13 protein-coding genes are annotated in these 11685 nt (G+C 65.0%); 10 read left to right on the top strand and 3 right to left on the bottom strand.

Annotated features, from left to right (window positions below; all coding sequences use genetic code 11):
• Positions 1 to 50 precede the first annotated feature (50 nt).
• Genes DEA8626_RS03285 through DEA8626_RS03275 form a run of 3 tightly spaced genes read right to left on the bottom strand, consistent with a single transcriptional unit; the run spans position 51 to position 2306 of the window.
• The gene (locus DEA8626_RS03285; protein WP_108851627.1) at positions 51 to 1355 is read right to left on the bottom strand and encodes an MATE family efflux transporter; all 1305 of its coding nucleotides are present in this window, start codon (positions 1353 to 1355) and stop codon (positions 51 to 53) included.
• The gene (locus DEA8626_RS03280) at positions 1348 to 1872 is read right to left on the bottom strand and encodes a PaaI family thioesterase (RefSeq protein ID WP_108851626.1); all 525 of its coding nucleotides are present in this window, start codon (positions 1870 to 1872) and stop codon (positions 1348 to 1350) included. The genes DEA8626_RS03285 and DEA8626_RS03280 overlap by 8 nt, the downstream gene beginning before the upstream one ends.
• Entirely contained in the window at positions 1869 to 2306 is a 438-nt protein-coding gene (locus DEA8626_RS03275) for a PaaI family thioesterase (protein ID WP_108851625.1), read from the bottom strand. Before DEA8626_RS03275 ends, DEA8626_RS03280 begins: the two co-directional genes overlap by 4 nt.
• Before the next feature lie 106 nt (positions 2307 to 2412).
• Between DEA8626_RS03275 and DEA8626_RS03270 the strand changes: the two genes are divergently transcribed.
• The 10 genes from DEA8626_RS03270 (at position 2413) to DEA8626_RS03225 (ending at position 11663) form a co-directional block, all read left to right on the top strand.
• Positions 2413 to 3558: a putative manganese transporter gene (locus DEA8626_RS03270; protein ID WP_108851624.1), complete on the top strand. Its 1146-nt coding sequence runs from the start codon at positions 2413 to 2415 to the stop codon at positions 3556 to 3558.
• Positions 3559 to 3623: 65 nt separating this feature from the next.
• Positions 3624 to 3995, top strand: coding sequence for a MerR family transcriptional regulator (locus tag DEA8626_RS03265; protein WP_108851623.1), 372 nt, complete (start codon positions 3624 to 3626; stop codon positions 3993 to 3995).
• Between the two features lie 193 nt (positions 3996 to 4188).
• Positions 4189 to 4635 carry a MerR family transcriptional regulator gene (locus DEA8626_RS03260; RefSeq protein WP_108851622.1) on the top strand — a complete coding sequence of 149 codons (447 nt, stop codon included), beginning with the start codon at positions 4189 to 4191 and terminating at the stop codon, positions 4633 to 4635.
• Positions 4607 to 6385, top strand: coding sequence for an acyl-CoA dehydrogenase C-terminal domain-containing protein (locus DEA8626_RS03255; RefSeq protein ID WP_108851621.1), 1779 nt, complete (start codon positions 4607 to 4609; stop codon positions 6383 to 6385). Before DEA8626_RS03260 ends, DEA8626_RS03255 begins: the two co-directional genes overlap by 29 nt.
• A 73-nt stretch (positions 6386 to 6458) precedes the next feature.
• Positions 6459 to 6671 carry a hypothetical protein gene (locus tag DEA8626_RS03250; RefSeq protein WP_108853297.1) on the top strand — a complete coding sequence of 71 codons (213 nt, stop codon included), beginning with the start codon at positions 6459 to 6461 and terminating at the stop codon, positions 6669 to 6671.
• A gap of 269 nt (positions 6672 to 6940) precedes the next feature.
• Positions 6941 to 7573: a glutathione S-transferase family protein gene (locus tag DEA8626_RS03245; protein ID WP_108851620.1), complete on the top strand. Its 633-nt coding sequence runs from the start codon at positions 6941 to 6943 to the stop codon at positions 7571 to 7573.
• Positions 7574 to 7588: 15 nt separating this feature from the next.
• Positions 7589 to 7783, top strand: a complete 195-nt coding sequence (locus tag DEA8626_RS03240) for a hypothetical protein (RefSeq protein WP_108851619.1) — start codon at positions 7589 to 7591, stop codon at positions 7781 to 7783.
• Positions 7784 to 7786: 3 nt separating this feature from the next.
• Positions 7787 to 8998: an acetyl-CoA C-acetyltransferase gene (locus DEA8626_RS03235; protein WP_108851618.1), complete on the top strand. Its 1212-nt coding sequence runs from the start codon at positions 7787 to 7789 to the stop codon at positions 8996 to 8998.
• Entirely contained in the window at positions 8998 to 9471 is a 474-nt protein-coding gene (locus DEA8626_RS03230) for a cupin domain-containing protein (RefSeq protein WP_108851617.1), read from the top strand. The genes DEA8626_RS03235 and DEA8626_RS03230 overlap by 1 nt, the downstream gene beginning before the upstream one ends.
• Positions 9468 to 11663 (top strand): 3-hydroxyacyl-CoA dehydrogenase NAD-binding domain-containing protein, encoded by a 2196-nt coding sequence (locus DEA8626_RS03225; protein WP_108851616.1) that lies wholly within the window; start codon positions 9468 to 9470, stop codon positions 11661 to 11663. The genes DEA8626_RS03230 and DEA8626_RS03225 overlap by 4 nt, the downstream gene beginning before the upstream one ends.
• Positions 11664 to 11685: the final 22 nt, after the last annotated feature.

Raw genomic sequence — 11685 nt, 5'->3', positions numbered from 1 at the left:
TCTTCATTGCCCAAGTACCTCGGGGGTCCGGGGGCAGCGCCCCCGGCCGGTCACGCCGCCGCCCGCTCCGCCCGCCCGTACAGCACCGCCATCGTCGCCCCCCGCGCCAGGTTCAACACCATCAGCGCCGCCCAGAGCCCGTGGTTGCCGAGCGGCCCCGGGAACGTGAGAAGCGCCACGACATAGATCGCGACGGATACCAGCATCGCGTTCCGCATCTCGCGCGACAGGGTCGCGCCGATGAAGATGCCGTCGAACATCCAGCTCGCGATGCCGATCATGGGCGCGAGCGCGACCCACGGCAGATAGGCCCGCGCCGCCAGCCGCACTTCCGGCTCGGTGGCCATGAGGTCGATGATCGAGGGGCCGGCGAACCAGAAGAAAAGCCCAAGCGCCACCGACCCGCCGACGCCCCACTGGCTCGCCACGACCGAGGCGCGCCTGACCGACGTCACCGACCGCGCGCCGACCGCCTGGCCGACAAGCGATTCCGCCGCAAAGGCGAAGCCGTCCAACCCGAAGGCCGTGATCTCGAGAAACTGGATCAGCACCTGGTTCGCGGCGAGTGTCACGTCGCCGAAGCGCGCGCCTAGAAACACGAAGGTCGTGAACGCGCCCTGCAAGAGGATCGAGCGGACCATGATGTCGCCGTTGACCTGCATCATCCGCCGGATCCGCGCCCGGTCGAACACGCGGGCCCAATCGTGCCACTGACCGCCCGCGAAGGCGTCGCGACATAGCCAGAGCCCCAGCGCGAGCCCCGTCCACTCGGCGATCAGCGTGGCGATGGCGACGCCCTCGACGCCCCAGTCGAAACCCAGGACGAACAGGAAATCGAGCGCGATGTTCAGCCCGTTCATCCAGAGCTGCAGCACGAGTACGCCGCGCGTGCGCTCGACCGCGATCAGCCAGCCCGTGACCGCGTAAAGCGCGATCGTCGCGGGCGCGCCCCAGATGCGGATCGCGAGATAGCCCTGCGTCAGCCGCTCGACCTCCTCCGAAGCCGGGGCGAGCGCGAAGGCCGCGCGGAACAAGGACGCCTGGAGCAGGACCAGGATCAGCCCGCCCGCCACGCCGATCATCAAGGCCCGCATCAGGAGCGCGCCGGTCTCGGCGGGGTCCTTCGCGCCGTGGGATTGCGCGACGAGGCCGGAGGTCCCCATGCGAAGGAAGCCGAAGATCCAGTAGACAGAGGCCAGCACGACCGCGCCGATGCCCACCGCGCCGATCGGCGCGGCCTCGCCCAACTGGCCCACGACGCCGGTATCGACCGCGCCCAGCAAAGGCACGGTCGCGTTCGACAGGACGATGGGAAGCGCGATCTTCAGAACGCGCCGGTGGGTGATCTCATCCATTCCGCATGAGCCCGCCCTCTGGCATCAGAAAATGTCCCGTGCCTTGGGCGAACAGACGCGCGCGGTTGTCCTGCCACGCCTCGACATGAACCGAGGCATAGCGCCGCCCCGACCGGTTCACGCGCGCCCGGGCATAGGCGTCGCGCGGCAGTCCGGTGCGCAGGTAGTCGACGGTGAAGTCGATGGTCTTCGGCAGGCGCGGCAGATGGTCGGGGTCGAGCCTGCGCGGATCGAGCCGGCCGCTTTCCATCTCTTCCCAGACGAGCGTCCAGCTTAATCCGATGATCGCGGTCACCTCGAGGAACGCCGCCGTCACCCCGCCGTGGATCGCCGGCAGCATCGGGTTGCCGATGAGCTTCTCCGCGAATGGCAGGACGGCTGTCAGTTCGTCGCCCCGCCGGTCAAACTCTATCCCGAGGAAGCGGATGTAGGGCACGCCCCGGACGAGCGCGTTCAGCGCGGAGTCGCGGCGTTCCTTCACGACCTGGACGGGCTCGGGCTTGGGGCGCGGGCTCATGCCTTGTCCTCCGCCGGTCGATCGAGCGTGAAGGCCCCGGTCGCCGTGGCGACGGGCCGGTCGTCGTCCTCGTCATGGGCGGTGGCGCGCACGAAGGCGACAGAGCGAGTGACGTGATAGCATTCGGCGCGCGCCGTAAGCCGGTCGCCGGGACGCGCCGGTCGCATGTAGTCGATTCTCAGATCGATCGTCGCCGTGCCGATCGGGCCGCTCGGATGGCTCATCACCGCCGCGCCGCCGCAGGTATCCATCAGCGCCGAGACCGCGCCGCCATGAATCACCCCGGTCTGCGGGTCGCCGACGAGCCGTTCATCGTAGGGCATCGAGATCACCGCCGATCCGTCGCCGATCGCGTCAAGAACCATGCCGAGCGCGCGGGAATGCGGAATCGCTTCGATGAATTGCCGCGCGACCTCGCGCTTTTTGTCGTTCATGTCACGGGCTCCGGCTGGCCTTGTCCGGTCGTTTTATTGGCCCTTGCCAAATCCGCTGCAAGCTGTATCTTCCGCGATTGAGAATAATTCGCAATAGCAAGTGGTCATGCATAACCCAAACGCCAACACCGCGCCCCTGCCTGTCGTCGCCCTATCCCGCCTCGGACAGTATCGCCCGCGGCGGATTATGCTGGCGCTCGTCCTTCTCGCGCTGGCGCTGGCTCCCGGTGAGCTCGGCGAACTCACACGCGGGCTCATGCAGGACGCCTTCGTGCAGGTCTCTGCCTTCGTCGCGGCGACGCTTCTGCTGTTCTACGGGCTCGAAAAGCTCTTCCGATTCGACCTTGGTATCGCGATCGGCAAGGCGCGCGGAATGCAGGTGCCCATCGCGGCGCTTCTCGGCGCGACGCCCGGCTGCGGCGGCGCGGTCGTCGTTGTCGCGGCCTATGCCTCGGGCAAGGTCAGCTTCGGCGCCGTCGTGGCGACGCTGACCGCAACGATGGGCGACGCGGCGTTCCTGTTGCTCGCGACGCGGCCCGACGCGGCGCTGATTCTTCTTCCGACGCAGTTTGTGGCCGGCATCCTGACCGGCTGGCTGATCGACCGGTTCGTCGTGACCGACTACCGCCCGAAGGGCGGCGATTGCGAAATCGTGCCGCGCATCGGCGCACTGCGGATGCGCGATTGGGCCTATCTGGCCGCCGCCATCCCGGGCCTTGTCGTCGGCGTGGGCCAGATCGCCCAGATCGAGGTGACGCAAATCCTCGGCCTGCCGGTCCTCTGGATCGCGCTGGCCGGCACGTTCATCGGGCTCTCCATCTGGACCGTCTCGCCGGTCACGGCGATGACGAACGCCGCCGACCGCCCCGTCACCCGCATGGCCGAGGAGACCTCGTTCATCTCGGTCTGGGTGATCATCGCCTATCTATCCTACGACTACGCCGCCGCCTATGCCGGGCTCGACCTCAAGGCGCTCTTCGCCTCTGTCGCGCCGATCCTGCCGCTCGTCGGTGCCGCGATCGGCTTCATTCCCGGCTGCGGGCCGCAAGTCCTCGTCGCCACGCTTTACATCAACGGCGCGATCCCGTTCTCTGCGCTTGCCGCGAACGCGATCTCGAACGACGGCGACGCGCTCTTCCCCGCGATCGCGCTTGCCCCCAAAGCGGCGGTCATGGCAACCGCGTTTTCCGTCATTCCCGCGATCATCATCGCCTACGGCTTGTATCTCTTTGCGCCCGGCTTTCTGAACTGAATGCGGCCTTGCGAGTTGTGCGGACATGCCTTCCCCGCTAAAATTTGCGGGCGGGGAGGCCGGTCATGCCTGATGAGCTCCTGAGCTTTAAGGAGATGTGCGCTCGGTTCGACGTTACTCCTCGGACCCTGCGCTACTATGAATATATCGAGCTTCTCGACCCCGTGAAGGAGGGCCGGGCGCGCTACTACGGGCCGCGCGAGGTGGCCCGCATGACGCTCATCCTTCGCGGCCGCCGGTATGGCTTCAGCCTCGAGGAAATCCGGCAATGGCTCCTGCTCTACGACGAGAAGGGCACCAAGGAACAGTTCCAGGTCTTCATCGACCTCGCCAACCGTCAACTTGGGCAACTTGAACGCGAGCAGGCTGAGCTTGACAGGACGATCACGGATCTTAGAAAACTGCGTGACGAGACGGCCAAATTGCTCGGCGGCTGACCGCGCGAAGCCGGGGCAGATAGGTTCGAATATTTCCCTGACCTTAGGTCAATCTTGATAGACATTACGTCAGCATTGCGGTGACGTGACGTTACAGTGACGTGCGCGTCAACTTGGCTTGTATCAGCGGCGCAAACCGACAAATTTCCCGGCCATGGCGCAAGAAATGACAACGAACGGTCGGAAAGCTGAAATGAAGAGTGACCTCATAACCATCCGCGAGATGTGCGAATTGTTCGACGTGACGCCGCGCACCTTGCGATTTTACGAGTCGAAAGAGCTTCTTTCCCCCATCCGCCAAGGCCAGAAGCGCCTGTATACGCGCCGCGACCGCGGCCGGCTGAAACTGATCCTGCGCGGCAAGCGCTTCGGCTTTAGCCTCGAAGACATCCGCCAACTGCTGGATCTCTACGACCTGGGCGACGAACAGAAAACACAGATCCGCCGGACGATCGAAGTCGCACGCGAGCGACTGGCCGAGATGCGGCGGCAGCGCGCCGAACTCGACTCCGCCATCGACGAGCTGGCCGCGCAGATCGCGGAAGGAGAGCAGCTCCTGACCGACAACAGTGAACACTGCGCCCAAGCGCACGTCCCAGGGAGACAACATAATGCCGACGTACGATGCACCCACCCGTGATCTGCAATTCGTTCTGAACGAAGTTCTGGACGTCCCGAACATCGATGTGCCGGGCTATGGCGATCTCGAGCCGGACTTCACGTCGGCGGTCCTCGAAGAGGCAGGCAAGATCGCGCGCGACGTGCTTGCGCCCCTGAACGCCACTGGCGACGAGGAAGGCTGCCGGTTCGAGAACGGCGTGGTCTACACGCCCGCGGGCTTCAAGGACGCCTTCCAGGCGATGAAGGATGGCGGCTGGAACGGGCTCGACCTTCCCGAGGAATTCGGCGGGCAGGGCCTGCCCTATCTCATGGGCACGGCCGTGGGCGAGATTTTCGTCTCCGCCAACATGGCCTTCAATATGTATCAGGGCCTGACCCACGGCGCGATCAGTGCGATCCTCGTCCACGGGACGGACGAGCAGAAGGCCACTTGGCTGCCGAACATGGTCAGCCTCGACTGGACCGGCACGATGAATTTGACCGAGCCGCATTGCGGCACGGATCTCGGCCAGATTCGCACGAAGGCCGAGCCGCAGGACGACGGCAGCTACAGGATCACCGGCCAGAAGATCTTCATCTCGGCCGGCGATCACGATCTCGCCGAGAATGTCGTCCACCTCGTCCTCGCCAAGGCGCCCGGCGGCGGTGAGGGCACGAAAGGCATCTCGCTCTTTATCGTGCCGAAACTGCTTTTGAAGGACGACGGCGCGCCGGGCCCCCGCAACGCGGTTTCGGTCGGCAAGATCGAAGACAAGATGGGCATCCACGGCAACGCGACCTGCGTGATGAACTTCGACGGCGCGACGGGCTATCTCCTCGGCGAACTGCACCGCGGCATGCCCGCGATGTTCACCATGATGAACGAGGCGCGGCTCGGCGTCGGCCTGCAGGGCTACGCGGTGGCCGAGGCCTCCTATCAGAACGCCCTCGCCTATGCCAAGGACCGGCTCCAGGGCCGGGCGGTGACGGGCGCGGTCAATCCCGACGGGCCCGCCGATCCCCTGATCGTTCATCCCGACATCCGCCGCAACCTGATGGACCAGAAGAGCTTCGTCGAAGGCGCCCGCGCCTTCACGCTCTGGGGCGCGACGCTCATCGACCGTAGCCACCGCGCGGACGACGACGATGCCGAGGGGCTGATCTCGCTCCTCACCCCGGTCATCAAGGGGTTCCTGACCGACAAGGGCTTCGAGGCGGCGGTGAACGCCCAGCAGGTCTATGGCGGTCACGGCTACATCGAGGAATGGGGCATGTCGCAGTTCGTCCGCGACGCCCGCATCGCGATGATCTACGAAGGCGCAAACGGCGTCCAGGCACTTGACCTCGTGGGCCGCAAGCTCGCGCAGGACGGTGGCAAGCATGTCATGGCTTTCTTCGAGATGGTGAAGGGCTTCATCAAGGAGAACGAGGGCGACGAGGCGTTGAAGACGGGCTTCCTCGATCCCCTGAAGGCGGCGTCCAAGGATCTTCAGGCGGCGGGCATGTTCTTCATGGCCGAGGGCATGAAGAACCCCAACGCCGCGCTCGCGGGCTCCTATGACTTCATGCATCTCTTCGGCCATGTCTGCCTCGGCCTGATGTGGGCCCGCTCGGCCAAGGCCGCGCAGACCGCGCTTGCGAACGGGACCTCTGACAAGGAGTTCTACGAGACGAAGCTCGCGACGGGGCGCTACTACATGGCGCGGCAGCTTCCGATGACGGCGACCCATCTCGCGCGCATCCAATCCGGTGCCGAACCTGTGATGGCGCTGGCAGCGGACGCGTTCTAAAGTTTCGGGAGGAGACGCTCACGGAGGGCCGCCCGCGGGGATGCGGGCGGCCGGCCGCGAGACCGGAGGACCGATGCCTAAACGACTGCGCCTGACCCGCCGATTTCCAGTTGCGCTGACGAATGACGCCTACCGCTCGCTACACCGGTTCGCCGAAGAGGCCGGGATCACCACCGATGAGGCGCTGACGTTTCTCTTCGAACACTTCGGCAGCGTCACCGACCACGAGAATCTCGGCCACCGGCTCAGGCTCTTCAAATCAGAGCTTGAAGACCGGAAGGCGTGATGCCCGAGCGGCAAGATTGGATTAGGTAATTGTGCAATGGAAAAGAGCCGAGGAATGCGCCCCGATCCCCACGCCGGCCCGACCGATACGGGTGCTTCTCGCGATAACCGAGGCGCCTTCTCCGTTCGCGGTCATCGGCTCCTCAGCCCGTACCGCAAGACCGAGGCTCGGCGATTCTGGTTAACAAATCCTTCTTCATTGCCCAAATACCTCATGGGGCTTTGGGGGTGTGAAACTCCGATCTCCACGGCCAGCCACGGGTTCAGGGCATGACGGCGAAACTCCACTGCTTCGGCGAAAGCGGCAACGCCTACAAGGCGGCGCTCACGCTCACGCTCGCGGGCTATGACTGGGAACCGGTCTTCGTCGACTTCTTTAACGGCGAGACGCGGACCGAGGCGTTCCGCAAGCTGAACCTGATGGGCGAGGTCCCGGTCCTGGTCGACGGCGATCTCGTGCTCAGCCAGTCCGGCGCGATCATGTATCATGTAGCAGGTCAAACCGGCAAACTCGGCGGCGCGCCGGGCGAGGAGGCGGAGGTCCTGCGCTGGGTGCTCTGGGACAATCACAAGATGTCCTCGCAGGCCGGCACGACGCGGTTCCTGATGAACTTCCTGCCCGAGGACAAGCGCCCAAAAGAGGTCATCGCCTTCATGCAGGCGCGGCTCAAGAACGCATATGGCGCGCTCGACGCCCATCTCGCGGGCCGCGACTGGATCGTCGGCACCGGCCCGACCATCGCCGACCTGTCCTGCTGCGGCTATCTCTACTACCCCGAGCCGTTCGGCTTCGACCGCACGGACTGGCCGAATATCGACCGCTGGCTCGACCGCATCGCCGCCCTGCCTGGTTGGAAACACCCCTACGACCTGATGCCCGGCAATCCCTCGGACCGGGCCTGAACGGAGAACGCGCCCATGAAATGGTTACTCGTCGCGATCGCCTACACCATCACATCGGAGGACGTGCCCCACGAGATCAAGTTCCACGAGATCCCGTTCGAGACGCAGGCGCTCTGCGAAATCGCCCACGGCAAAGTCGAGGAACAGCTCAAGACCCGCGCGGTGACCGTCAAGGCCACCTGCCTTCAGGTCAGTGAAAAAAAGGAATAACCCATGTCAGACGCCTATATCTACGACGCCGTCCGCTCGCCGCGCGGCAAGGGCCGCCCCGACGGCTCGCTCCACGAAATCACGTCCGTTTCGCTGTCGGCCAAGGTGCTGAACGCGGTGAAGGAACGCAACGTCCTTGACGGCCACGCGGTCGAGGACGTGATCTGGGGCAACGTGACCCAGGTCGGCGAACAGGGCGGTTGTCTCGCGCGGTCGGCGGTGCTGCTGTCCGACCTCGATCAGTCGATTCCCGGCCTCGCCATCAACCGATTCTGCGCCTCCGGGATGGAGGCGGTGAACCTAGCGGCGAACCAGGTCAAGGGCGGCGCGGGTCAGGCTTACATCGCGGGCGGGGTCGAAATGATGGGACGCGTTCCCATGGGCTCGGACGGGGCGGCGATCGCCGTTGACCCTTCTCTCGCCATGAAGACCTATTTCGTGCCGCAGGGCATCTCTGCTGACATCATCGCAACCGAGTACGGGTTTTCCCGCGACGACGCGGACGCGCTTGCGGTGGAATCTCAGAAACGCGCCGCAAACGCCTGGGATAAAAAGCATTTTGCCAAATCCATCGTGACGATCAAGGACCAAAACGGTCTGCCGATCCTCGACCATGACGAATACATGCGTCCCGGCACCGACATGCAGAGCCTCGGCGCGCTCAAGGCCTCGTTCAAGGATATGGGCGAGGTCATGCCGGGCTTCGACAAGATCGCGCTGATGAAGTATCCGCACCTGGAAAAGATCAACCACATTCACCATGCGGGCAACTCTTCGGGCATCGTGGACGGCGCGGCGGCCGTGCTGATCGGCAACAAGGATTTCGGCGAGAAGCACGGGCTGAAGCCCCGCGCCCGGATCAAGGCGACCGCGAAGATCGGCACCGATCCGACGATCATGCTGACCGGCCCGGTGCCCGTGACCGAGAAGATCATGAAGGACTCCGGCATGTCGGTCGCGGACATCGACCTCTTCGAGGTCAACGAGGCCTTCGCCTCGGTCGTCCTGCGCTTCATGCAGGCCTTCGACGTCGATGCCGATAAGGTCAACGTCAACGGCGGATCCATCGCGATGGGCCATCCCCTGGGTGCCACCGGCGCGATCATCATCGGCACACTGCTCGACGAGCTGGAGCGTACCGGTAAGGGCACCGGCCTCGCGACGCTCTGCATTGCCTCCGGCATGGGCGCGGCCACGATCATCGAGCGGGTGTGATGGGCGCCATCGACAAGGGGACATGCCCGGTCAAGACCGGCTCCATCTACCCCGAACCCTATGCCAGCCAGATGGCGGGGCGCTCGTCGCTCCGCCTCGGCGACGCGGGCGGGCTGACGCAGTTCGGCGCGAACGAGGTGATCCTCGCACCCGGCGCGCTGTCCAGCCTGCGCCACTGGCATCACCGCGAGGATGAGTTCGTCATGGTGACGCAAGGCGAATGCGCGCTCGTTCAGGACGAGGGCGAAACCGTGATGCGCGTGGGCGATTGCGCGGCCTTCCCGGCGGGTGATCCGAACGGGCACCACTTTATCAACAAGTCCGGGGCGGAAGCGCGCTTCCTCGTCGTGGGCTCCCGCATGAACCCCGAAATAGCAACCTACTCCGATGTCGATCTGGAAGTGGAGCTGAAGGACGGCAAGGCGACCTTCACCCACAAGGACGGCACGCCCTATCAGGGAGACGAAGCATGACCGATTTCACCTATTCCGTGGATGCCAACGGCGTCGCGACCATCACTTGGGACGTCAAGGACAAGTCGATGAACGTCATGAACCTGAAAGGGTTCGAGGATCTCGATGCATTGATCGACAAGGCCATTGCCGACGACAAGGTGAAGGGCGTCGTGATCACTTCCGGCAAGAAGGACTTCGCCGGGGGGATGGACCTCAACATCATCGCCAAGATGAAGGCGAGCGCGGGCGACAACCCGGCGCAAGGGCTGATGGAGGGGCTGATGCAGTCCCACAGCATCCTTCGCAAGATCGAGCGCGCGGGCATGGACCCCAAGACGCTGAAAGGCGGCAAGCCGATCGCCGCGGCCCTGCCGGGCACGGCACTCGGCATTGGCTACGAGATCCCTCTGGCCTGCCACCGTATCTTCGCGGCCGACAACCCCAAGGCCAAGATCGGCCTGCCTGAGATCATGGTCGGCATCTTCCCCGGTATGGGCGGCACGACGCGACTGGTGCGCAAGATGGGCGCGATGGCGGCGGCACCCTACCTTCTGGAAGGCAAGCTTCTCGACCCGCAGAAGGCCAAGGGCGCGGGCCTGATCGACGAGGTGGTGGCCGATCCGGTCGCTGCGGCAAAGGACTGGGTGTTGAGCGCCAAGGATGCCGACATCGTCAAGCCCTGGGACCAGAAGGGCTACAAGATGCCGGGCGGCGCGCCCTATCATCCGGCGGGCTTCATGACCTATGTCGGCGCCAATGCGATGGTGCATGGCAAGACTCAAGGCGCGTTCCCGGCCGCCAAGGCGCTCCTGTCCGCTGCGTATGAAGGCGCGCTGGTGCCCTTCGACACCGCCATCAGGATCGAGGCGCGCTGGTTCACGAACGTCCTGATGAACCCCTCGTCCAGCGCCATGATCCGGTCCTTGTTCATCAACAAGGAAGCGCTGGAAAAGGGCGCGAACCGTCCCGACGTGCCCGACCAGAAGGTCGCCAAGCTCGGCGTTCTCGGCGCCGGCATGATGGGCGCGGGCATCGCTTACGTCTCGGCCAATGCCGGCATCAAGGTCGTGCTGATCGACGCCAAGCAGGAAGCCGCCGACAAGGGCAAGAGCTACTCCGAAGGCATTCTCGACAAGGGCATGAAGCGCGGCAAGGTGACGGAAGAGAAGAAGGCCGAGGTGCTCGGCCGCATCAACGCCACGACCGACTATGCCGCGCTCGACGGTTGTGACCTGATCGTCGAGGCGGTGTTCGAAGACACCGGCGTGAAGGCCGACGTGACGGCGAAGGCCGAGGCGGTGATCCCCGAGACGGCGGTCTTCGCCACCAACACCTCCACCCTGCCGATCAGCGATCTGGCGAAGGCGTCGAAGCGGCCCGGCCAGTTCATCGGCATCCACTTCTTCTCGCCAGTCGACAAGATGCTTCTGGTGGAGATCATCAAGGGCAAGGAAACCGGCGACGTGGCCGTGGCCAAGGCGCTCGACTTCGTGCGACAGATCAGGAAGACCCCGATCGTCGTCAACGACGCGCGCTTCTTCTACGCCAACCGCTGCATCATCCCCTACATCAACGAGGGCCTCCGCATGGTGGCCGAAGGGGTGCAACCGGCGCTGGTCGAGAACGCGGCGAAGCTTCTGGGCTTCCCGCTCGGGCCGCTGCAGCTGGTCGACGAGACCTCGATCGACCTCGGCGTCAAGATTGCCAAGGCCACCAGGGCCGCGATGGGCGACGCCTATCCCGACAGCGCGGTCGACGAGGTCCTGTTCGCGATGGCCGACAAGGGCCGGCTCGGGCGCAAATCCGCTGCCGGGTTCTATGCCTATGACGAAAAGGGCGGCCGGCTCGGCCTGTGGGACGAGCTTGGTGCGATCTGGCGCGTGTCGGAAGACCAACCCGAATTGTCCCAGGTGCAGCACCGGCTGATGATGGCGCAGGTTCTGGAGGCAGTCCGGGCGCTGGAAGAGGGCGTGCTCGAAGACATCCGCGAAGGCGATGTCGGCGCGATCCTCGGCTGGGGCTTCGCGCCGTGGTCGGGCGGGCCGTTCTCGTGGCTCGACATCCTCGGGGCGGAAAAGGCGGTGGCGATCTGCGAGAGGCTCGAAAAGGCGCACGGGCCCCGCTTCGCGGCGCCGAAGCTCCTGAAGGACGTCGCGGCGAAGGGCCAGACTTTCTACGGGCGCTTCGGGGCGACCGCCAAGGCGGCCTGAGGCGGCGGGACCGGGGGCGTCG

The organism is Defluviimonas aquaemixtae (genome assembly GCF_900302475.1).
Lineage (GTDB): Bacteria > Pseudomonadota > Alphaproteobacteria > Rhodobacterales > Rhodobacteraceae > Albidovulum > Albidovulum aquaemixtae.
This window is presented reverse-complemented; position numbering and strand designations above follow the sequence as displayed.

Bases quoted from the DNA above. Each gene is read 5' to 3' on its own strand.
- DEA8626_RS03285 (WP_108851627.1), bottom strand. From the start codon at position 1,355: ATGGATGAGATCACCCACCGGCGCGTTCTGAAGATCGCGCTTCCCATC.
- DEA8626_RS03280 (WP_108851626.1), bottom strand. From the start codon at position 1,872: ATGAGCCCGCGCCCCAAGCCCGAGCCCGTCCAGGTCGTGAAGGAACGC.
- DEA8626_RS03275 (WP_108851625.1), bottom strand. From the start codon at position 2,306: ATGAACGACAAAAAGCGCGAGGTCGCGCGGCAATTCATCGAAGCGATT.
- DEA8626_RS03270 (WP_108851624.1), top strand. From the start codon at position 2,413: ATGCATAACCCAAACGCCAACACCGCGCCCCTGCCTGTCGTCGCCCTA.
- DEA8626_RS03265 (WP_108851623.1), top strand. From the start codon at position 3,624: ATGCCTGATGAGCTCCTGAGCTTTAAGGAGATGTGCGCTCGGTTCGAC.
- DEA8626_RS03260 (WP_108851622.1), top strand. From the start codon at position 4,189: ATGAAGAGTGACCTCATAACCATCCGCGAGATGTGCGAATTGTTCGAC.
- DEA8626_RS03255 (WP_108851621.1), top strand. From the start codon at position 4,607: ATGCCGACGTACGATGCACCCACCCGTGATCTGCAATTCGTTCTGAAC.
- DEA8626_RS03250 (WP_108853297.1), top strand. From the start codon at position 6,459: ATGCCTAAACGACTGCGCCTGACCCGCCGATTTCCAGTTGCGCTGACG.
- DEA8626_RS03245 (WP_108851620.1), top strand. From the start codon at position 6,941: ATGACGGCGAAACTCCACTGCTTCGGCGAAAGCGGCAACGCCTACAAG.
- DEA8626_RS03240 (WP_108851619.1), top strand. From the start codon at position 7,589: ATGAAATGGTTACTCGTCGCGATCGCCTACACCATCACATCGGAGGAC.
- DEA8626_RS03235 (WP_108851618.1), top strand. From the start codon at position 7,787: ATGTCAGACGCCTATATCTACGACGCCGTCCGCTCGCCGCGCGGCAAG.
- DEA8626_RS03230 (WP_108851617.1), top strand. From the start codon at position 8,998: ATGGGCGCCATCGACAAGGGGACATGCCCGGTCAAGACCGGCTCCATC.
- DEA8626_RS03225 (WP_108851616.1), top strand. From the start codon at position 9,468: ATGACCGATTTCACCTATTCCGTGGATGCCAACGGCGTCGCGACCATC.